The organism is Allomesorhizobium aridi, assembly GCF_043769475.1.
GTDB lineage: Bacteria > Pseudomonadota > Alphaproteobacteria > Rhizobiales > Rhizobiaceae > Allomesorhizobium.
On sequence record NZ_CP171729.1, the window covers coordinates 5,307,704 to 5,325,949 of the forward strand.

The 18,246-nt window shown below is 62.2% G+C and carries 22 protein-coding genes and 1 pseudogene; 9 read left to right on the forward strand and 14 right to left on the reverse strand.

The features are described 5' to 3' along the window. The 5 genes from ACG873_RS28280 to dapD all read right to left on the reverse strand — a co-directional run bounded on the left by ACG873_RS28280 (nucleotide 1) and on the right by dapD (nucleotide 3,078). Nucleotides 1–690 carry a class I SAM-dependent methyltransferase gene (locus tag ACG873_RS28280; RefSeq protein ID WP_394889111.1) on the reverse strand — a complete coding sequence of 230 codons (690 nt, stop codon included), beginning with the start codon at nucleotides 688–690 and terminating at the stop codon, nucleotides 1–3. Continuing rightward, nucleotides 690–1,400 carry a hypothetical protein gene (locus ACG873_RS28285; RefSeq protein WP_394889112.1) on the reverse strand — a complete coding sequence of 237 codons (711 nt, stop codon included), beginning with the start codon at nucleotides 1,398–1,400 and terminating at the stop codon, nucleotides 690–692. The genes ACG873_RS28280 and ACG873_RS28285 overlap by 1 nt, the downstream gene beginning before the upstream one ends. A 22-nt stretch (nucleotides 1,401–1,422) precedes the next feature. Beyond that, nucleotides 1,423–1,794 carry a DUF805 domain-containing protein gene (locus ACG873_RS28290; RefSeq protein ID WP_394889113.1) on the reverse strand — a complete coding sequence of 124 codons (372 nt, stop codon included), beginning with the start codon at nucleotides 1,792–1,794 and terminating at the stop codon, nucleotides 1,423–1,425. Next, nucleotides 1,787–2,149 carry a DUF805 domain-containing protein gene (locus tag ACG873_RS28295; protein WP_394889115.1) on the reverse strand — a complete coding sequence of 121 codons (363 nt, stop codon included), beginning with the start codon at nucleotides 2,147–2,149 and terminating at the stop codon, nucleotides 1,787–1,789. The genes ACG873_RS28290 and ACG873_RS28295 overlap by 8 nt, the downstream gene beginning before the upstream one ends. A 74-nt stretch (nucleotides 2,150–2,223) precedes the next feature. Continuing rightward, nucleotides 2,224–3,078: a 2,3,4,5-tetrahydropyridine-2,6-dicarboxylate N-succinyltransferase gene (dapD, locus tag ACG873_RS28300; RefSeq protein ID WP_394889116.1), complete on the reverse strand. Its 855-nt coding sequence runs from the start codon at nucleotides 3,076–3,078 to the stop codon at nucleotides 2,224–2,226. Nucleotides 3,079–3,225: 147 nt separating this feature from the next. On the opposite strand from dapD, the gene ACG873_RS28305 reads away from it, so the two are divergent. The 8 genes from ACG873_RS28305 (at nucleotide 3,226) to ACG873_RS28340 (ending at nucleotide 9,140) form a co-directional block, all read left to right on the forward strand. Beyond that, nucleotides 3,226–4,065 (forward strand): LOG family protein, encoded by an 840-nt coding sequence (locus ACG873_RS28305; RefSeq protein WP_394889117.1) that lies wholly within the window; start codon nucleotides 3,226–3,228, stop codon nucleotides 4,063–4,065. Between the two features lie 97 nt (nucleotides 4,066–4,162). Continuing rightward, complete coding sequence (locus ACG873_RS28310) at nucleotides 4,163–4,987, forward strand: IS5 family transposase (protein WP_394885740.1); 825 nt, start codon at nucleotides 4,163–4,165, stop codon at nucleotides 4,985–4,987. Nucleotides 4,988–5,704: 717 nt separating this feature from the next. After that, complete coding sequence (locus ACG873_RS28315; protein ID WP_394889119.1) at nucleotides 5,705–6,115, forward strand: hypothetical protein; 411 nt, start codon at nucleotides 5,705–5,707, stop codon at nucleotides 6,113–6,115. 33 nt (nucleotides 6,116–6,148) lie between these two features. Next, complete coding sequence (locus tag ACG873_RS28320) at nucleotides 6,149–6,583, forward strand: hypothetical protein (RefSeq protein ID WP_394889120.1); 435 nt, start codon at nucleotides 6,149–6,151, stop codon at nucleotides 6,581–6,583. 74 nt (nucleotides 6,584–6,657) lie between these two features. Continuing rightward, nucleotides 6,658–7,068 (forward strand): lysozyme inhibitor LprI family protein, encoded by a 411-nt coding sequence (locus ACG873_RS28325; RefSeq protein WP_394893749.1) that lies wholly within the window; start codon nucleotides 6,658–6,660, stop codon nucleotides 7,066–7,068. A 182-nt stretch (nucleotides 7,069–7,250) separates the two neighbouring features. Further along, nucleotides 7,251–7,667, forward strand: a complete 417-nt coding sequence (locus tag ACG873_RS28330; protein WP_394889121.1) for a hypothetical protein — start codon at nucleotides 7,251–7,253, stop codon at nucleotides 7,665–7,667. A 64-nt stretch (nucleotides 7,668–7,731) separates the two neighbouring features. Next, nucleotides 7,732–8,691, forward strand: a complete 960-nt coding sequence (locus tag ACG873_RS28335; RefSeq protein ID WP_394889123.1) for a DUF1775 domain-containing protein — start codon at nucleotides 7,732–7,734, stop codon at nucleotides 8,689–8,691. A 59-nt stretch (nucleotides 8,692–8,750) separates the two neighbouring features. Next, nucleotides 8,751–9,140, forward strand: a complete 390-nt coding sequence (locus ACG873_RS28340) for a hypothetical protein (protein WP_394889124.1) — start codon at nucleotides 8,751–8,753, stop codon at nucleotides 9,138–9,140. On the opposite strand, the gene ACG873_RS28345 is transcribed toward ACG873_RS28340, so the two are convergent. After that, nucleotides 9,030–9,911, reverse strand: a complete 882-nt coding sequence (locus ACG873_RS28345) for a DUF817 domain-containing protein (RefSeq protein ID WP_394889125.1) — start codon at nucleotides 9,909–9,911, stop codon at nucleotides 9,030–9,032. The genes ACG873_RS28340 and ACG873_RS28345 overlap by 111 nt on opposite strands. Then, nucleotides 9,908–10,618, reverse strand: a complete 711-nt coding sequence (locus tag ACG873_RS28350; protein WP_394889126.1) for a pyrimidine 5'-nucleotidase — start codon at nucleotides 10,616–10,618, stop codon at nucleotides 9,908–9,910. The genes ACG873_RS28345 and ACG873_RS28350 overlap by 4 nt, the downstream gene beginning before the upstream one ends. 163 nt (nucleotides 10,619–10,781) lie before the next feature. On the opposite strand from ACG873_RS28350, the gene ACG873_RS28355 reads away from it, so the two are divergent. Continuing rightward, nucleotides 10,782–11,543, forward strand: a complete 762-nt coding sequence (locus ACG873_RS28355; protein ID WP_394889127.1) for a GGDEF domain-containing protein — start codon at nucleotides 10,782–10,784, stop codon at nucleotides 11,541–11,543. Here the strand turns inward: ACG873_RS28355 and ACG873_RS28360 are convergent. The 7 genes and pseudogenes from ACG873_RS28360 to ACG873_RS28390 all read right to left on the reverse strand — a co-directional run bounded on the left by ACG873_RS28360 (nucleotide 11,509) and on the right by ACG873_RS28390 (nucleotide 18,238). Beyond that, nucleotides 11,509–12,483 carry a DMT family transporter gene (locus tag ACG873_RS28360; protein ID WP_394889128.1) on the reverse strand — a complete coding sequence of 325 codons (975 nt, stop codon included), beginning with the start codon at nucleotides 12,481–12,483 and terminating at the stop codon, nucleotides 11,509–11,511. The two genes, ACG873_RS28355 and ACG873_RS28360, sit on opposite strands and share 35 nt — an antisense overlap. A 10-nt stretch (nucleotides 12,484–12,493) precedes the next feature. Then, the gene (locus ACG873_RS28365; RefSeq protein ID WP_394889130.1) at nucleotides 12,494–13,690 is read right to left on the reverse strand and encodes a mandelate racemase/muconate lactonizing enzyme family protein; all 1,197 of its coding nucleotides are present in this window, start codon (nucleotides 13,688–13,690) and stop codon (nucleotides 12,494–12,496) included. Nucleotides 13,691–13,758: 68 nt separating this feature from the next. Then, nucleotides 13,759–14,769: a TRAP transporter substrate-binding protein gene (locus ACG873_RS28370; protein ID WP_394889131.1), complete on the reverse strand. Its 1,011-nt coding sequence runs from the start codon at nucleotides 14,767–14,769 to the stop codon at nucleotides 13,759–13,761. A 62-nt stretch (nucleotides 14,770–14,831) separates the two neighbouring features. Continuing rightward, nucleotides 14,832–16,109 (reverse strand): TRAP transporter large permease, encoded by a 1,278-nt coding sequence (locus ACG873_RS28375; RefSeq protein WP_394889133.1) that lies wholly within the window; start codon nucleotides 16,107–16,109, stop codon nucleotides 14,832–14,834. Continuing rightward, on the reverse strand, nucleotides 16,106–16,642 hold the full coding sequence (locus tag ACG873_RS28380; RefSeq protein ID WP_394889135.1) for a TRAP transporter small permease: 537 nt from the start codon (nucleotides 16,640–16,642) through the stop codon (nucleotides 16,106–16,108). The genes ACG873_RS28375 and ACG873_RS28380 overlap by 4 nt, the downstream gene beginning before the upstream one ends. Then, nucleotides 16,605–17,351 (reverse strand): FadR/GntR family transcriptional regulator, encoded by a 747-nt coding sequence (locus ACG873_RS28385; protein WP_394889136.1) that lies wholly within the window; start codon nucleotides 17,349–17,351, stop codon nucleotides 16,605–16,607. The genes ACG873_RS28380 and ACG873_RS28385 overlap by 38 nt, the downstream gene beginning before the upstream one ends. A 118-nt stretch (nucleotides 17,352–17,469) precedes the next feature. Beyond that, nucleotides 17,470–18,238 (reverse strand): annotated as a pseudogene (locus ACG873_RS28390) (IclR family transcriptional regulator domain-containing protein). Nucleotides 18,239–18,246: the final 8 nt, after the last annotated feature.

Below are 18,246 nucleotides of genomic sequence, written 5' to 3' on the forward strand. Positions count from 1 at the left end.
TCACGCGGCGGCGGCTGGGCCAGCAGCGCGTCCTTGCGGCATGAGCGAGAAGACGGCGCTTGGCTTTGCTGCAGCATTGCCAGCCTCGCCGAATTCCAACACCGGATATTCGGCAATCAGCTGAAGCCGCGAGCGGGGCAGAAAGGCCCGCCACGGATCGCCGATCAGCACGTCGATGCCCGCTTCCAGGCAGCGATCGAGAAAAGCCGTGACGCGTTCGGCGAGATCGCGTGCGTAGAAAAGATCGCCGACGGCGACAACGTCCACGGGAGGCGGCGGACCGGCGGTCAGATCGTTAAGGACCGTCGAGATAGTCACGCCGTTTGCAGCGGCGTTCAGTTCGATTGCTGCCACCGCGTAGCGATCCGTTTCCGCCGCGATCACCTCGCTCGCGCCGGCCTTTGCCGCGGCGATGCCTACGATACCGGAACCGGCGCCAAGGTCGAGCACGCGTCGGCCTGCCACAATTTCCGGCCGATCGAGAATGTGCCGCGCGAGCGCCAGTCCACCGCCCCAGTAATAAGCCCAGTAGGGCGAGCCGAAACCATGCTCATCCAGTTCGGCAAGACGGCGCAGACCGCTCGCCGGACCAGCCTTGTGGAGACGGATTTCGGGGACGGCCGGAACCGGGGCGATCGGCAGGTTCGCCCGGATGAATTGCTCAAGATCCAGATCAAGGCCGCGCACCATCAGCCCCTCGTGCGGCCGCCGGATTGCTCGATCATCATGATCTTCTGCCAGATCTTGCGCGACAGGTTGGAGCCGAGGCTTTCAACGTCGTTGACGGCGTCGACGACCACCTCGTCATTCACTGATTGGGCAAAAAGCGCGGCGAGCTTTCCCGAGATCGAAAGCATTTCGGAGCAGTAATCGAGATAGCGGGCAAGATCGGCGGCGTCGAGTTCACGCACCGGCGAGTGCTCGGTCGGCGTGAAGCCGGCCGACAGCGTGGCCGGATCCTTGGTCAATTGATGCATGTCGATGACGTGGATGAGCGAACGCAGCCCGTGCAGTTCGCGAAACACCCGCTTGCGCTTGATGCGCTCCTCTGCCCGCACCAAGGCCAGAAAGCCGAGGCCCGCGAGCAGCAGTGTGTTGAGCGAAGCCTCGATGCCCTGCACGAAGTCGAATGCGCCGGTGGAGATGCGGTCGAAGGACAGGAAGGTCCCGACAAACAGGAAGACGGAAGCGCCAACGGCGATAGCCAGGCCGATCAGGATGCGGACCCACCAGATCGGCCGCTCCAGTTCCTTGGCTGCCTTGGCCAGGTCGCGGGACAAGTGAACCAGCCCGGCCGAAACCTTGCGCAAGCCTGAATTGGGGAAGCGGTCGGCGATGCGCTCCTCCAGCCGCTCGGCTGTTTCTATGATGAGCACCGGGTCTAGTGTGCGGTAGGACATGTTTCGTCCGTCCTGAACTAGCTTATTTCGGCTGGTTGGTCGCCGCGCCGTAGCGGTTCGGGCCGGGCGTTCCGGGAAAGATGCACAGCACCAGGAAGGCAATGATGGATATGACCGGTATGAACAGCGAAGCGGCGATGATGCCCGGCCTGTCGATATCGTGCAGGCGCTTGACGCCGAGCGCGACGTTCGACCAGATCGAGACCAGCACCACCGCCCAGAACGCCATCGCCCAGAGCTGCCCTTCGGTGCTGCCCTGCGGAACCAGCGTGAACCGGTAGAGCAGGAAAGCCTGGACGATCGCCAGAAGCATTCCCGCAAGAAAATAGGCCGCGCGGCTGACGCGGCCCGAGAAGCGGAAGAAAAGCCAGAAAAGCTGATCGCGGTCAGGCAAGTGGGTCCGGTCCGTACTGGTTGGCGCCTCTGTTGCCTTCGAGCATGCCGAGCTCGACGAGTATCCAGATGGCGCCGATGAAGGGCACGATGGCTATGAGCGACCACCAGCCCGATTTGTCGCGGTCATGCCAGCGTTTGGCGTAGACCGCCAGCGCCAAATAGATGGACGCCAGCGACGCGAGAATGCTGACGATGCCCATCTGGGCGCCGCCGCCGACATCGATCGACGAACCGATTATGATATCGATCACGGTAGCCACGATGCCGAGCAAGACCAGCACGCCGATCCCGGCCCAGAATTTGGCCCGGTTGATGCGGCCGTCAAAGCTGGTGAGAAGCCATTTCCAGTCCATGTCACCCCTCCTGATGTGGTTTGGAACGCGCTGGACTTCGCGCCCGCGGAGGTTGCTTCGGTTTCAGGGAAAGATCAATCTCTCAAAAGCTCGTTGATCGAGGTCTTGGAGCGGGTCTGGGCGTCGACGCGCTTGACGATGACGGCGCAGTACAGGCTCGGGCCGGGCTGACCGTTGGGGAAGGGTTTTCCCGGCAGCGCGCCGGCCACGACCACCGAATTTGCCGGAACCTCGCCATAGCTGATCTCGCCCGTAGCGCGGTCGACGATCTTGGTCGACTTGCCGATGAACACGCCCATGCCGAGCACCGAGCCCTCGCGCACGATGCAGCCCTCGACGACCTCCGAGCGCGCGCCGATGAAGCAATTGTCCTCGATGATGGTCGGCCCGGCCTGCATGGGCTCCAGCACGCCGCCAATGCCGACGCCGCCCGACAGGTGCACGTTCTTGCCGATCTGGGCGCAGGAGCCGACCGAGGCCCACGTATCGACCATGGTGCCCGTATCCACATAGGCGCCGAGATTGACGAAGGACGGCATCAGCACCGCACCGGGCGCGATGTAGGCCGAACGGCGCACTACAGCCGAGGGCACGGCGCGGAAGCCGGCTTTCTCGAAATCGACCGCGCCCCAGCCGGAGAATTTCGACGGCACCTTGTCCCACCAGACCGCGTCGCCCGGACCGCCCTTGACGATCTCCATCGGGTTGATGCGGAAGGACAGGAGCACCGCCTTCTTCAGCCATTGATTGACCCGCCATTCGCCGTCCGGCTGGCGCTCGGCAACGCGTACCTGGCCGCGGTCGAGCAGGTCGAGCGAGGTCTCGATGGCCTCACGGATTTCACCGCGCGTTCCCGTCGAAATGGCCTCGCGCTCGTCGAATGCCTTTTCGATGATCTTTTCGAGGCTGGCCAGATCGGGCTTGGACATGAAATGCTCCGCTACACGTGCTGTTAAGGGCGCTGTCGTTAACGTGGTTTAAAATCGCGCGGACCCTATGTCAGAGGGATGTATCGGGTCAATCACGCCCAGCGTCACGGGACGGCGCAGGCGGGCAGAATGTGGACGGGGAAGCATATGAATCCGACGGAAAAGGCGGGATGGACGCCGCTGCCGCACGCGGACGAGGATCTGGAGCGCTCTCGGAGCGTGCCGGACACGCCGCAGACCCGCGCCGCGACCTACCGGTTGGCCTGGAATGACGAGGAGTTCATGACTAGGCGCGAATTGCGCCCGGTCAGGCTGCAACTCGAACTGCTGAAACCCGAAATGATACTCGCCGAGCGCGGCATCCTCTCCACCGTGATCCTTTTCGGCGGCGCGCGCATTCCCGAGCCGGGCGGCGAGGCCTGGGCGGCCAAGGACGAGAGGCAGAAGCGCAACCTGGAAAAGAACAGCGTCTATTACGAGGAGGCGCGCAAATTTGCGCGGCTGTGCTCGCAGCATTCGGCGCTGTCCTACTATCGCGAATTCGTCGTGGTGACGGGCGGCGGGCCGGGCGTGATGGAGGCAGGCAACCGCGGCGCCGACGATGTCGGCGCCCCATCGATCGGGCTCAACATCGTCTTGCCGCACGAGCAGGCGCCCAACGCCTATGTGACGCCGGAGCTTTGCTTTAACTTCCACTATTTCGCGATCCGCAAGATGCACTTCGTCATGCGCGCCAAAGCCGTCGCGGTGTTTCCGGGCGGCTTCGGCACCATGGACGAGTTCTTCGAGACGCTGACTCTCATCCAGACCGGCCGCATGGAGCGAGTGCCGGTGATCCTGTTCGGCAAGGCGTTCTGGCAGCGCGCCATCGACCTCGATTTCCTGGCCGAGCAGGGCACGATCACGCCCGGCGACCAGGACATCATCGACTTCGTCGATACGGCCGACGAGGCCTGGCAGATCATCGGCAAGTTTTATGAACTCTAGGCATGATCCCAAGCCTTAGTGTCCGTTCCAAAAAGAGTTGAGTGATTTCAGCAGGTTGTGATTCCGTCGGATTTGCGAGATTCTGATGGAGATCACGATGGCCTGGACTGAAATCACCCGTGCGCATTATGAGCGGCGTTGCGCCCGTTACGCAAGCGATCTGACCGATGCGGAGTGGGCGCTGATTGCGCCGATGATGCCGTCGGCGAACCGCATCGGCCGGCCGCGCAAGACGGACCTGCGCGAGGTCGTGAACGCACTTCTTTACCTCGCCTCGTCGGGCGGCGCGTGGCGATTGCTGCCGAAAGACTTCCCACCCTTTTCAACGGTGCAGAAGTACTTCTATCGCTGGCGTGAGGAGGGCCTGTTGCGGACCATCAGCAACAGCCTCGTCATGGCGGCGCGCGAGGCCGAGGGTCGGGAAGCGAGTCCGACGGCGGGCGTGATCGACAGCCAATCGGTCAAGACCACGGAAAGCGGCGGAATTCGGGGCTTCGACGCAGGAAAGAAGATCAACGGGCGCAAGCGTCACATCGTTGTCGACACCATCGGGCTGATGGTCGGTCTCGTCGTCCATGCCGCCGATATCCAGGACCGGGACGGCGCACCGGCTGCCCTCAAGACCATTCTCGAACGCTGGCCGTGGCTGCGACACGTCTTCGCCGACGGCGGCTATGCCGGGCCGAAGCTTAAGGGCGCGATGCAAAAGATCGGCACGTTCACCCTGGAGATCGTCAAGCGGACGGACAAAGCCAAAGGCTTCGAGGTCCTGCCGCGCCGCTGGGTCGTGGAGCGCACATTCGCATGGCTGGGGCGATGCCGCAGGCTGGCTAAGGACTGGGAGAAATCCATCGCCTCCGCAGAAGCCTGGTTATACGTCGCCCACATTCGCCTGCTCACACGCAGGCTCGCAAGAGCTTGATATCAAAACATCCTTTTTGATTCAGGCTCTAAGGTCCGCCAAGGACTTCTAACCGACAGTTAGCCTCGCTCCAAAGAGCGTTGGCTGTAACTTGCGGCCACAAGAGCAACAACACAAAAGGCAATGAATTATCAACTTGGGTAGCGCCGGAACCTCACGCCTTCTCTGGCGTCAACTCGATTGAACTGACTAAGACTCCGCCATTGGGTTTTTCCTTAGATTCGAAGCCTTTAGCCTCGTTCTCGTCGCGCCAAAAAGCCTTTTCTGTTGGAATGACTTACAGGATAACTCGACACCAGCGAATGATGTTGAGCAGGTTATTCGCTGACGCTAAGTTTGATTTCGCAAATGGAAGTCAAAAGAACAAGATTAAATTTGAAGGGTTCACGGGAAACGAAGCAATTTTACTTCAGTAAATGATAAGTTTATTTAGTTAGCCGCCTATGATATCAGATTCTATCCTATCATTGTTGTCTAACATCTGATATTAGTATAATCTAAATTAAGGCAACGTCTTTTTATGCCTTGCCAGAGGTTCCATTCATGTGCAACCTTGGCGTGTCAGCAGGCATGCTGGCGCGCGTGGGTGGGCGGACCGAATGAATGAACGGAAAGGGCATCGAGATTGGTTGAGGCGGCTCGCCCAAGAACGTTTTGCCACGTCTGACTATGGATCTGATGAAGAATCCACCGCGGAAGCCAGTCAGGGATTAAACCATGAACTTCGCAATCTATGCGATCCTGGCCGCTGCTTTGCTGACGATCGCCGGCTGCACCACCGATGATTATGATGGCTGTCGCGGAACGGGCTGCCTGGTGGATAGGCCAGATGAAAGGCGGCGAAGCGTCATCGACGACAGGCCGCAATTCGACAGGAATGGCAATCCCAATTTCGATGCGCGGGGCCGCTATATCGGGTGCCGTGGGGTAGGTTGTGAAGTCGACGATCCTGATGATGACGATCAAACCGTCGACGACAGACCGCAATACGATAGCGAAGGCAATCCCAACTTCGATACACAGGGCAACTACCAAGGATGCCGAGGCATCGGTTGCGAGGTCGATACGCCCGACGACGACGGTTCGTCGGACAATGACAGTTCGTCGGACGACGATGATTCTGAGTGATGGGTCCTGCGATAAGGAAAGGAATAGCCACTCATGCCTGAATTCAACAGCCTTATCCGTCGACCTGCCAAACTCGTCATGATCAGCCTGGCGGGGCTGGGGATTACTCTGACGTCTGCCTTCGCCGCAAAGCACGACTGCGGCGGTGTAAAGGTCGAAGTGACGACGGCGCGCAAGCAGGAATATGCCCCTCTCGTCGCGTCGGCGATGGAGAACAAGGTCAAGTCTGCACAGGTGGAATTTAGCACGATCATGGAGAGCGGGGACTGGAGTGCCGCTTACGTCTCCACGCCCGTGAGCGATGACGGCATGATGTTCTTCCAGACAGTCAACGGAAAGAAGCATTTTCGCGAGGTATGGGGCGGCTACGCCGATCCGTCGGAAAAACCTGAACTGGTATCCTGGGCAGAGAAACTCGGAGCGCCGCAAGATCTGGCAAAGTGTTTTGCCGAGACAGTTACGGAATGACGGTGATGATCGCCGGAGACGGTACCATTGGCGGGGCGAACCTAGCCCGTGGATTTCTAAACGGAGGACGATCGATGAAAACCGCGATACTCACTGCTGCCACGGTTCTGGCTATGCCGGCTTTGGCATTCGCTCAGGACAAGTGCTACGACGACGCCAAGGATCAGCTTGCACTGAACGAGTGCGCCGATGTTGCGTTCAAGAAATCCGACAAGAAGCTCAACGAGCTTTATAAGCAGATCGAAACGCGCCTGAAGGACGATGCGGATACCAAGAAGCTTCTCATTCAAGCCCAGCGCGATTGGGTCAAATTTCGCGACGCCGAGTGCAGTTTCCAGACTGCAGAAGCGGCCGGAGGAAGCATGATGCCAATGCTCGTCGCGCAGTGCATGGACGGCTTGGCGCAGTCCCGCGTCAAAGATTTCGAGGGTTACCTGAATTGCGAGGAGGGGGACATGAGCTGCCCCGTTCCGGCCGCGAACTGATACATCCCACAACTGGCTGGATCACGATGAAGCCGGCGGCGAGCGTCACATCTCCGCCAAACTGACGCTACGGGAGTTGCATCTCACTTTCGGCCAAGATCATTCGGCAAAACAAGCATAGCGCCGCCATGCCGCAGAGCGGCGCGGTAGCGGGACGCCGGCGATTCCGTTAAGCAATTGCCATGGCAGGCCATAGGACATCGCTGGTTTGGTTTCAGACGCTGCGGCGCGACCGCGCGCTGTTTGCCGCGGCCGCGACGCTGGTTCTCTTCGCACATCTTTTCCAGCCGCTGGCCGAGGCGAATGCCGCAAACACCGCCAAGGCCTGGGTGATCTGCACTATGTTCGGCGAGGCCAAGTCCCAGGCCGCAGATGGCGCTTTGCCGCCTCCGGGAGCCGCAGACGATTGCCCGACCTGCATCGGCGGCCCCTGCGCCGGCATGGATGCCCCGCCAAAGCTTTCAGCGGGTTCCGAGCCCGCCTTCGCCGCGCCGCCGGCCTATGCCGGCCAGTTCCCGCATTGGCTCAAGACGGAGAACCCGCCGGGCCGTCTGAATGAACCTCCGCCGGCCATCCGCGCCCCGCCGCTTTCCGCCTGAAACAAGAATGCTCTTGCGCCCTGCGCGCGGGAGAAAATCTGTTTTGGACGCGAAAGGAAACACCATGCGCCGAATTCTCATGCCGCTTGCCGCAGCCTGTGCGCTGACGGCCATCTCGATCATCACCGCCCACGCCCACGCCTCGCTCGAAAGGCGCGAAGCCTCGCCGGGCTCATACAAGGCGGTCCTTAAAATCCCCCACGGCTGCGACGGGCAGGCGACCCATACGGTGCGCCTGCAAATCCCCGAGGGATATATCGGCGTGAAGCCGATGCCGAAGCCAGGCTGGACGGTCGCGACGGTCAAGGGCGACTATGCCAGGAAATACGACCTGCACGGCGAGGAGGTCGCTTCCGGCGTCACCGAAGTGACCTGGAGCGGTGGTGATCTGCCTGACGATTTCTACGACGAATTCACGGTCAGCGGCACGCTGGCCGGCGTCGAGGTCGGGCAGATGCTGTTCTTCAAGGCAACGCAGCTTTGCGCCGATGGCGAGGTTGCGTGGATCGAGGAGCCGGCCGAAGGCCAGGATCCGCATTCGCTTGAATATCCGGCGCCGATTCTGAAGATTGCTGCGGCCGGCAATGGCCATGAAGGACATGGCGCACCGGCTGATGCGGCAGTCACGATCGGAAATCTCGAAATCACCGGCCAGTGGGCGCGCGCGATGCTGCCCGGCCAGCCGGCCGGCGGCGGCTATATGACCATTTCCAACAAGGGCAGCGAGCCCGACCGCCTCGTGTCGATCACCTCGGCCGTTGCAGGCAGGGCCGAGGTCCATTCGATGGAGGTGGTGGACGGCGTGATGGTGATGCGGCCGGTGACCGGCGGGCTGGACATTCCGGCCGGCGCCACGGTCGAACTGAAGCCCGGCGGCCTGCACCTGATGTTCATGGAGGTGGCCGCGCGCTTCGAGGCGGGCGGGATCGTGCCGCTGACGCTGGAGTTCGAGAAAGCCGGCAAGGTCGAGCTGACGCTGCCGGTCAAGGCGGCCGCCGGCGGCGAGGATCATTCGAACCACTGATACGGGAACGTCGTGCGGGCTTCGGTGTTAACTTCGCCTATGCACAGGGGAGGACGCCGATGGCCCGCACGACGAAACCGATCGACGAAATGACCGCCAAACGACGCGCGGCCGAAGCCGGAAAGCCGGCGGTCGACCGGCCGGCGAGCGACGCGCTGGAGAAGCGCATCGAGCGGCTGGAGCGGCGGCTGGAGGACAGCGTTCGCGGCAATGACGGGCTAGGTATATCGCGAACCGATCGCGGCCTCGACGACAGCGAGACCGAAGACGCGCTGAAACGCGCGGTCGTCCGCTCGAACATCAAGCGCGGCAGCCGCAAGGCCTGGAGAGTCCCGCGCCTATTCCGCCGCTTGCGGTCTGGCGGCCAACTCGGCCTCGGCCGGCCTCGGCCGATGGACGAACGTCACCAGCACGAAGGAGATGATCATCAGAAGATACCAGGAGCCTAGCTTCTGGATCGATACCGGCGTCCAAGCGTCCCGCTGTCCCGGATAAATCCACGCACGGGACCATGTGCCAATATTCTCTGCGAACCAGATGAACAGCGCGACCAGCAGGAAGCCGACCAGCAGCGGCATTTTGTGGCGGACACGGAAGACGCGGTAGTGAACGACCGTGCGGAAATAGAGGATCGCCGTCGCGGCAAACAGCCAGTAGCGAATGTCGACGACATAGTGGTGAGCAAAGAAATTAACGTAGATCGCGACCGCCAGAACGGCTGTCGCCCAGAGCGGCGGATAAGCGGCGTAGCGCATGTCGAAAATTCGCGAGATGCGGGCGAGATAGGAACCCACCGCAGCATACATGAAGCCTGAAAACAGGGGCACGCCGCCGATCCGAAACAGGCTCTCCTCAGGATAGATCCAGGAGCCGGCCGATGTCTTGAACAGCTCCATCGCGGTGCCGACGACGTGAAAGATCAGGATCACTTTGGCTTCGGCGAGCGTTTCGAGTTTGAAGCCCAGCATGCCGATCTGGATTGCCAGAGCGGCGAGAAACAGGAAATCGTAGCGTTCGATGCTTGCGTCATCCGGCCAGAACAATCGCGTCGCGATGATCAGGGCCAGCATTGCGCCGCCGAACAGGCAGGCCCATGCCTGTTTCAGGCCGAACACCAGGAACTCGACCAATGCACCGTAAAGGCCGCGCGCCGGAAGCCGGTCGAGCACGCCATGGGCTGCGGCGTCGATCCGTGCTTCGACCGACGTGAAGCGTTTCAAGCCTTGGGATCCTGGATCAGCGTGTTGAGGAAGCTGGCGAGATCGTCGGTCACGAAATCAACCGCATCGTCGAAAGCCGGATCGCGTTCCCAGATTTCGGAGAACGTCGGCTCGAAATTCTTCGGCACGATCAGCACGGTCAGCATGCCGAGCGCCTTGGGCACGATGAGATTGCGCGCCAGATCCTCGAACATCACGGCATTGCGCCCGGCGATCTGGTGGAGTTCCAGGAATTTGTCATATGTCTGCTGCGCCGGCTTCGGGGTCAGGCCGGCCGCGACGATGTCGAAGATGTCGTCGAAATGATCAAGTATGCCGAGCTGCCGCGCGGTGCGCTCGGCGTGGCCGCGGTCGCCATTGGTGAAGATGAACTTGCGGCCCGGCAACTGCTTGATCGCGACGCCCAGCACCGGGTCGGGCACCAGCCAGGAATAGTCGATGTCGTGGACCTTGTTGAGGAAGTCGTCGGGGTCGATCTTGTGGCGCTGCATTAGGCCCGACAGGGTCGTCCCGTATTCTTGATAAAGCTCCTTCTGCAGCTTTCGCGCTTCCTCGCGCGGCAGCGTCAGCAACTCCGACACATAGGCCGTCATCTTCTGATCGATCTGCGAGAACAGATTGGTGTGGTGCGGGTAGAGCGTGTTGTCGAGGTCGAACACCCAGTCGGTGACATGGGCGAAGCGCGCGGAATCCGGAAGCTCGGTCATAGGGTTCCTTACGCAAACATCGAGACTTTTGGAAGCCGGTCGCCTGGCCGCTCTGTCGCAACCGATGGTGGTGCAAATGCCGCGATGGCTCAAATTTTAGCTATGGCGGAAAGGAGACCTTCAGCGCTTTGCGGCATTGAAGCTGCCTGGGCGGAGGCGGCGGATGACCAGCGTTATCGTGAGATCGGCAATCGTGGCGCTTCTGGCCGCCGCCGTCTCGGTGCTGATTGTTTCGGGGACCGTTCCAGCACTTGGCGGCACGGTGGACGGGACAGCCATCCTGATGTGCATCCTGTGCCCGCTGGCGACGGCGTGGCCGGCCAGCGCCTTCACCTTCTGGCAAAGCGACAGGCTGAAGCAGGCGCATCGCGAACTCGCCCGCGCGCACGCGCAGCTTGCCGCGGCGCATCGCCGCCTGGCCGAAAAGGCGAGCCGTGACGACATGACCGGGATGCTCAACCGCGAAAGCTTCTTCGCGGCTCTCGATCGATCGCGACGCAAGTCGGATCGCGGCGCGCTGCTGATTATCGACGCCGACCATTTCAAGAAGATCAACGACAGTTTCGGCCATCTGACGGGCGACCGGGCTCTGCTCGAGATCGCGGCGGCCATCACCCGCGGCGTCCGCGGCGGCGACGTGCTCGGCCGGATCGGCGGCGAGGAATTCGGGGTCTTCCTAGTTGGCGCTACGGCGAAGGAAACCGAGCGTGTCGCCGAGCGCATCCGCCGCGAGGTCGAATTGATCCGCTTCCGCCCGATCGACGAGCGGACGATCCCGCTGACTGTCAGCATAGGCGGTGCCAATTGTGCGGCCGAAGCAAGCGTGTCCGACCTGATGCGCGCCGCCGACAAGCGGCTCTACGAGGCCAAGAACGGCGGCCGCAATCTGGTCATCGTTGAAGACGGGATTGCCGAAGCGGCTTAGACGAAGCATTCCCGGCCTGATCGAGCGGCCAACTTACCCTTTGGCGGCGCTTCCTTTTTACGCGCTGCTCGCGGAAGAAGATGAACAGGCCAGCCGCCACGATGATCGCAGCGCCCGCCAGCATGGCCGGACGCGGAATGTCGCCGAAGACCAGCCAGCCGAAAATCACCGCCCATAGAAGCAGCGTGTACTGGAACGGCGCGACGGTCGCGGCGTCGGCGAGCTTCAGCGCGCGGTTGACGCAGACATGCGCGACCATCGCGACGACACCGAGCAGGGCGAGCAGGGCGAAATCCGGCGCACTGGGCGTCACCCAGCCGAACGGTGCGGTGGCGAGCCCGAACAGGCCTGCGCCGATCGTCTGCCAGAAGACCAGCGTCGTGTCCGGCGTGGCGCGCAACGAGCGGCCCGACAGCATCATGAAGGCGAAGGCGAAGCTGCCGAAGATCGAGATCAGCGCTGGAGCGGTCAGCGTGGCGGCGGACGGCTCCAGCGCCACGATGACACCGACGAAGCCGATGAAGATCGCGGTCCAGCGCCGCCAGCCGACATGCTCGCCGAGCAGGAAGGGCGAAAGCGCTGCAACGTAGATCGGCGCCGCCAGCCAGTAGGTCATCACGTCCGCGAGCGGCAGGTAGATCACCGCAAAATAGAAGCAGTAGACTTCGAGCGATGACAGGATGACGCGCAGCACCTGCATGCGGGGCTGTTCGACACTGACCAGCGAGCGAACACCCGCCTTCCAGATGAATGGCGACAGGATCAGCAGCGCCGCCGCGCTGCGGATCAAAAGCACCTGGCCGACGCTGTAGGTCGCGACCAGCCATTTGCCCATCACATCGTTGAGCGAGAACAGGAGGATGCCGGCCAGCATCACGGCGATGCCTAGCTGCGTCGAGCGAGAGGCGCTTGGATGGGCCGGCAGTGCTTCCACGGTCATCTTTTGGTTCTCAGGAATTGCTGGTTCGCACGATGGCATCCGCGCGCTCGGTCAGTCCCGGCAGAAGCGTGAGGCCAAGGCCCGGTGCGTCGCCAAGGCTGATCTGGCCGTTCTTCACGCGCGGCAGTTCGGTGACCAGTTCGGTGTACCAGCCGGTATAGAAGGCGCGGACGGATTCCTGGATCAACGCGTTGCGAGCGTGCAGCGAGAAATGGCACGACGCCATGAACACGACCGGTCCGGTGCAGTCGTGAGGGGCGACGGGAATGTGGTGCGCTTCCGCCATGCCGGCAATCTTGCGGGCTTCCGACAGGCCGCCGCACCAGGATAGGTCGAGCATCGCCACGCCCGCGACGCCGGTCGCGAGATAGTCGCGGAATGCATGCGGATAGGCGAGCGTCTCGGAGGCGCAGATCATCGCCTTCGAATGCGGAGCATAGGCTTTCAGCGTCTCCAGCGAATCCATCCGCACCGGGTCTTCGTGCCAGTAGGTGTCGAAGGGCTGGAGCGCGCGCGCGATACGCTGCGCGGCGGGAAGCTGCCACAGCGAGTGGAACTCGACCATGATGTCGATGCGGTCGCCGACGGCCGAGCGGATCTTCTCGAACGGCTTCAGCGCGGTGCGGAGTTCCTCGGCGGAGATGTCGAGGCCGCCGGTGCGTTCGGCGGCGATGTCGAACGGCCAGATCTTCATACCGGTGATGCCCTGCTCCAGCAGGGAATGCGCCAGTTCGTCGGCGCGATTCAGGAAGCCGTCGAGATCCTCATACGGGCCCTCGGTTGCGCCGACGCCCCAGTTCTCGACCGCTTGGGCGCGAGCGTCGCGGACATATTTGTAGCCGGCGCAGGTGTTGTAGGTGCGGATCGAATCGCGGCTTTTACCGCCGAGCGCGACGCTGATCGGAACGCCGAGCGCCTGCCCGAAAAGATCCCAAAGCGCAATGTCGACTGCTGAATTGCCGCGCGTCTCGACGCCCGCGCCGCGCCAGCCGAGATAGCCGATCAGATCGCGGTTGATCGCCTCGATCTGCAGCGGGTCGCGGCCGATCAGCTTCGGCGCGACAGTCTCGTGGATATAGGCCTCGACGGCGGCGGCGCCCATGAAAGTCTCGCCGAGCCCGGTCAGGCCTTCATCGGTGTGGATGCGGACCCAGATGATGTTGGCGAATTCGCCCAGCCGGACGGTTTCGACGGATGTGATCTTCATGGAGCAACCCTGCAGAAAACGGGCGGCGAACTGTGCCGCCGCCCGAAAGTTTCAGATGGCAGATGCAGCTATTCGCCGCGTAGTTTCTTGAGGTCGGCCATCATCTTGTCGACGACCTCCTGGCCGATCGTCGCGGCGTGCTTTTCATAGACCGGCTTCACCGCCTCGCGCATCTGGGCCTGCGCCTCAGGTGTAAGCTCGGTCACCTCCATGCCCGCTTCCTTGACGTTGGCCAGCGATTTTTCGCCGAGTTCGCGGCTGGCCTTGCGCTGGACGTCACGCCCGACGACAGCGCATTCCTGAAGCGCCGCCTGCTCGTCGGCAGCCAACTGGTCCCAGAGAGGCTTCGAGTAGAGCACCATGAACGGCGTATAGGCGTGGCGCGACAAAGTGAGATGGTCCTGCACCTCGGAGAATTTCGAGGTGTCGATGGTCACTACCGGGTTTTCCTGGCCGTCGATGGCGCCGGTTTCGAGCGCGGTGAACACTTCGCCGAAGGCCATCGGTACGGCATTGGCGCCGAGGTTCTGGAAGGAATCGAGGAAGATGTTGTTTTGCATCACCCGGACCTTCAGACCCTTGATGTCCTCCACCCCGGCCACGGCGCGCTGCGAATTGGTGAGATTGCGGAAGCCGTTCTCCCAATAGGCGAGGTTGACGAGGCCGAAGCCCGGCATCTGGTCGGAAATGTACTTGCCGAATTCGCCGTCGAGAATGGCGTCGGCCTCTTTCTCGTCGTTGAACAGGAAGGGCAGGTCGAACACGCCGAGCGCCGGCGCGATTCCGACCAGCGGCGAGGTCGAGGTGACCACCATTTCCTGTGTGCCGGAGCGCAGCGCCTGGGTGGCGTCGAGATCGCCGCCGAGCGCGCCGCTCCAGAACGCGTTGAGCTTCATCTTGCCGCCGGACTTTTCGGTGAGGCAGGCGGTCATGGCCTCGACGCCGTCGCCGACGGGATGTTCCTCGGCGACGCCGTTGGAGACGCGAATGGTGCGATCCTGGAATTCGGCCAGCGCCGCTCCCGAATAGACGCTGGCGCAGAGCGCTAGCGTCAGGGTTTTTGTAATCATCGATGTCATTTGGTTTCCTCCGTTGGTGGACTTCGACTTCTTCTTCTCGAAAGACACGTGCGGCCCAGCTCCTAGCGGAGCAAGGCGAGCGGCACGAGAACGAGCTCTGGGAACATGACGAGCAGGAACATGACGATTGTCTGAGCCAGCAAAAATGGCCAGACGCCGACGATAACCTGGCCGAGCGGAATTTTGGCGACGCCGCTCACCACGTTGAGGACGATGCCGACCGGCGGCGTGAGCAGGCCGATGCAGTTGTTCATGACGAACAGGACGCCGAAATAGACCGGATCTATGCCGGCTTCGCGAATGATCGGCATCAGGACGGGCGTCAGGATCAGGATCGTCGGCGCGAGATCGAGCGCCGTGCCGACGATCAGCACCAGCACCATGATTGCAGCGAGCAGGAGCTTCGGCCGGTCGACCAGCGGCTCGATGAAGCCACCGATTTCGGCCGGTATGTTGGCCGAGGTGATGAGCCAGGCCGAGACCAGCGCGGCGGCGACCAGGAACATCACGACCGACGTCGTCTTGGCGGCGGTGAGGAATACGCCGTAGAGGTCGCGGAATTTCAGTTCGCGATAGATGAACATGCCGACGAAAAGGGCGTAAACGGCAGCGACGACCGCCGCCTCGGTCGGCGTGAAGATGCCGAAGCGGATGCCGCCGAGCACGATCACCGGCATGAACAGCGCCCAGCCGGCGCGGCCGGTCGCCTTGAGTTTTACCGACATCGGCTGGCGCGGCAGGATCGCGACATTTTCCTTGTGCGCCAGGAACATCCAGGTGACGACCAGCGACAGCGCCATCATCAGGCCTGGCACGATGCCTCCGATGAAGAGCTGGGTGATGGAGACATTGGCGGCGACGCCGAAGATGATGTAGGCGATCGATGGCGGGATGACCGGCGCGATGACGCCGCCGGCGGCCATCAGGCCGGCGGCGCGCGGCACGTTGTAGCCGGCGTCGCGCATCATGGGGATCAGGATCGAAGCCAGCGCGGCGGTGTCGGCCGCGGCCGAACCCGAGATACTGGCCATGATGACGGCAGCGACGATCGCCACAATGCCTAGGCCGCCGCGAATGTGGCCGACGCAGGCGATGGCGAATTCGACGATGCGCCGCGACAGGCCGCCGGCATTCATGATTTCGCCGGCGAGCAGGAAGAACGGAATGGCGAGCAGCGTGAAGGTGTCGGCGCCGGTGATCATGCGCTGCGAGACGATCTGCGTGTCGAAGATGCCGCCATAGGTCATCAGCGCGATGCCGCAGAACATCAGCGCGAATGCCACCGGCACGCCGATCGCCATGGACCCGAGCAGCGAAACTAGGAAGACGACGATGGTCATTCGGCGCGCTCCCGGATAGCGGCTGCTTCGGCGCCTTCGCCGGCGAAGGCGTTGATCTCATCCTCCGTGATCCGGCCGGTGACGGTGCGGACGAGCCGGATGATGACGAGCCCGCCAATGCCGATCGCGGTGAAGAAGCCGATCCCGTAAATCCAGTTCATCGAAATGCCGACGACGGGCGCGGTCATCGAGGCATTGATTGGATATTGCTTCCAGGTGCCCCAGAAGAACGCGGCCATGCACAAAAGGATGATGATGTCGCTCAGCACCATGCAGATGAGCCGGCCATTGCGGCCGAAGCGCTGGACTAGGGACTCGACGCCGAGATGCGCGTTTTCGCGGAAGGTCACGACAGCGCCGATGAAGGTCAGCCATACGAAGAAATAGCGGGACATCTCCTCGGAAACGAGGATGCCCGAGTTGAAGCCGTAGCGCAGCACGACGTTGCCGAAGACCATGATCGCCATGCCCGCGAGCAGGATGACGAGCAAGACTTCAAGCCCGCGGACCAGCCAGTCGATCCCTTTCAGCATTCGTTCCTCCCGTGGAAAGCGGCAGCACCTGGAAAATATCCTCGCGCGCTGATTCAATGAGTGCGGTGAGCGCAGCCTTGGCTGCCTCCGGATCGCGGCCGATGATAGCGTCGGCGACGGCCCGATGCATAGGCAGCGAAGCCCGCGCGCTATCCATGTTGATAACCGACAGGCTGAACGACACACGCAGCGTGTTCGCCATCAGCGGCGCCAACTGGCGCAGGAACTGATTGCCCGAGCCGAGAAATATGGTCTCGTGGAACGCCAGATCGGCCTGATGATAGTCGCCGTCGCCGTCCACCGCGGCCGCCATTCGGCGGAAGTATAGATCCAGCTTCTCCCCCGGAAATTCCGGGTTGGCAGCAGCTAGTCCGGCCGCATAGGGCTCGATGCCGAGCCTGAAGTGGATCAGATCCTCTATGAATTCACGCGTCAGGCCGCTCGACAGCCGCCATGAAACCACCTGCGGGTCGAACAGGCTCCAGGAATCGACCGGCTGCACCTGTGTGCCGTGACGCCGGCGCACATTGACCATGCCCTTGGCGACCAGCGTGCGCATCGCCTCGCGCACGACCGTGCGGCTGACCCCGAGCTCGTCGCCAATCTCGTCTTCGGTGGGCAGCACGGAATCGGCGGCGAACCGCCCGCCGACGATCCAGCCGGCAATCACGTCGACCGCATCCTGGTGCCGGGTCCGTAAAATAGCCATTGGAAACATCATACGTATGATTAATGACGCGGCAAGCGCCTAATTCGCAGTCACCAGAAATTTTTGCGAACCGGGCCAAATTAATCGCCGACAGGCGAGCCGCAAGCGATGAAGCGCTTTATTGGACGATGAAAAAGTCTTCAATATTGCGCGCAGCAGCGAGCAGATGCGGCAGGATTTCGCGCTTCATCTCGGCAGTCGAAAAACGTGACGACTGCGTCGACACGTTGATAGCGGCGACGATCTTGCGGGAGCGGTCGCGGATTGGCACCGCGATAGAGCGCAACCCTATTTCCAGTTCCTCGTCGACGATCGCAAAACCGGCCTGTGCGACCCGCTCGACCTCGGCGGCCAAGGCAGTGCGGTCGGTGATGCTCTTGGGGGTGTTGCGCTCGATCTTCGCGCTCTCCAGAAATTCCCGCAATTGCGGCGCAGGCAGGTCCGACAGAAGCACGCGTCCCATCGAGGTGCACCAGGCCGGCAGTCGGGTGCCGACATGCAGCGCGACGCTCAGTATGTGCCTGCCGGGAACGCGCGCGACATAAACCACGTCCTCGCCGGAGAGCACGGCGGCCGAACTCGATCTCGTTCAGCCGCGTCGCCACTTCCCGCATGAACGGCTCGGCGTAGGACCAGAGCGATGCGCCCTGCAGCCAGGTGCGTGCCACCGAGAGCAGCCGGGGCGAGAGGCTGAAGCGGCGACCGTTTTGGACGGCGTATTCGGCGGAAACCAGGGTCAGCAGGAAACGGCGCGCGCCGGCGCGCGTCAATTCCGCCTTGTCAGCCATTTCGGTAAGCGTCAAGCCGCCGGGATGGGCGGCCAGGATCTCCATCACGGCAAGGCCGCGCTGGAGCGAACCGACATTGTCGCGTGGCATCTCGGCCATGTGTCCTC

Bases quoted from the DNA above. Each gene is read 5' to 3' on its own strand.
- ACG873_RS28280 (WP_394889111.1), bottom strand. From the start codon at position 690: ATGGTGCGCGGCCTTGATCTGGATCTTGAGCAATTCATCCGGGCGAAC.
- ACG873_RS28285 (WP_394889112.1), bottom strand. From the start codon at position 1,400: ATGTCCTACCGCACACTAGACCCGGTGCTCATCATAGAAACAGCCGAG.
- ACG873_RS28295 (WP_394889115.1), bottom strand. From the start codon at position 2,149: ATGGACTGGAAATGGCTTCTCACCAGCTTTGACGGCCGCATCAACCGG.
- dapD (WP_394889116.1), bottom strand. From the start codon at position 3,078: ATGTCCAAGCCCGATCTGGCCAGCCTCGAAAAGATCATCGAAAAGGCA.
- ACG873_RS28305 (WP_394889117.1), top strand. From the start codon at position 3,226: ATGAATCCGACGGAAAAGGCGGGATGGACGCCGCTGCCGCACGCGGAC.
- ACG873_RS28310 (WP_394885740.1), top strand. From the start codon at position 4,163: ATGGCCTGGACTGAAATCACCCGTGCGCATTATGAGCGGCGTTGCGCC.
- ACG873_RS28315 (WP_394889119.1), top strand. From the start codon at position 5,705: ATGAACTTCGCAATCTATGCGATCCTGGCCGCTGCTTTGCTGACGATC.
- ACG873_RS28320 (WP_394889120.1), top strand. From the start codon at position 6,149: ATGCCTGAATTCAACAGCCTTATCCGTCGACCTGCCAAACTCGTCATG.
- ACG873_RS28325 (WP_394893749.1), top strand. From the start codon at position 6,658: ATGAAAACCGCGATACTCACTGCTGCCACGGTTCTGGCTATGCCGGCT.
- ACG873_RS28330 (WP_394889121.1), top strand. From the start codon at position 7,251: ATGGCAGGCCATAGGACATCGCTGGTTTGGTTTCAGACGCTGCGGCGC.
- ACG873_RS28335 (WP_394889123.1), top strand. From the start codon at position 7,732: ATGCGCCGAATTCTCATGCCGCTTGCCGCAGCCTGTGCGCTGACGGCC.
- ACG873_RS28340 (WP_394889124.1), top strand. From the start codon at position 8,751: ATGGCCCGCACGACGAAACCGATCGACGAAATGACCGCCAAACGACGC.
- ACG873_RS28350 (WP_394889126.1), bottom strand. From the start codon at position 10,618: ATGACCGAGCTTCCGGATTCCGCGCGCTTCGCCCATGTCACCGACTGG.
- ACG873_RS28355 (WP_394889127.1), top strand. From the start codon at position 10,782: ATGACCAGCGTTATCGTGAGATCGGCAATCGTGGCGCTTCTGGCCGCC.
- ACG873_RS28360 (WP_394889128.1), bottom strand. From the start codon at position 12,483: ATGACCGTGGAAGCACTGCCGGCCCATCCAAGCGCCTCTCGCTCGACG.
- ACG873_RS28365 (WP_394889130.1), bottom strand. From the start codon at position 13,690: ATGAAGATCACATCCGTCGAAACCGTCCGGCTGGGCGAATTCGCCAAC.
- ACG873_RS28370 (WP_394889131.1), bottom strand. From the start codon at position 14,769: ATGACATCGATGATTACAAAAACCCTGACGCTAGCGCTCTGCGCCAGC.
- ACG873_RS28375 (WP_394889133.1), bottom strand. From the start codon at position 16,109: ATGACCATCGTCGTCTTCCTAGTTTCGCTGCTCGGGTCCATGGCGATC.
- ACG873_RS28380 (WP_394889135.1), bottom strand. From the start codon at position 16,642: ATGCTGAAAGGGATCGACTGGCTGGTCCGCGGGCTTGAAGTCTTGCTC.
- ACG873_RS28385 (WP_394889136.1), bottom strand. From the start codon at position 17,351: ATGGCTATTTTACGGACCCGGCACCAGGATGCGGTCGACGTGATTGCC.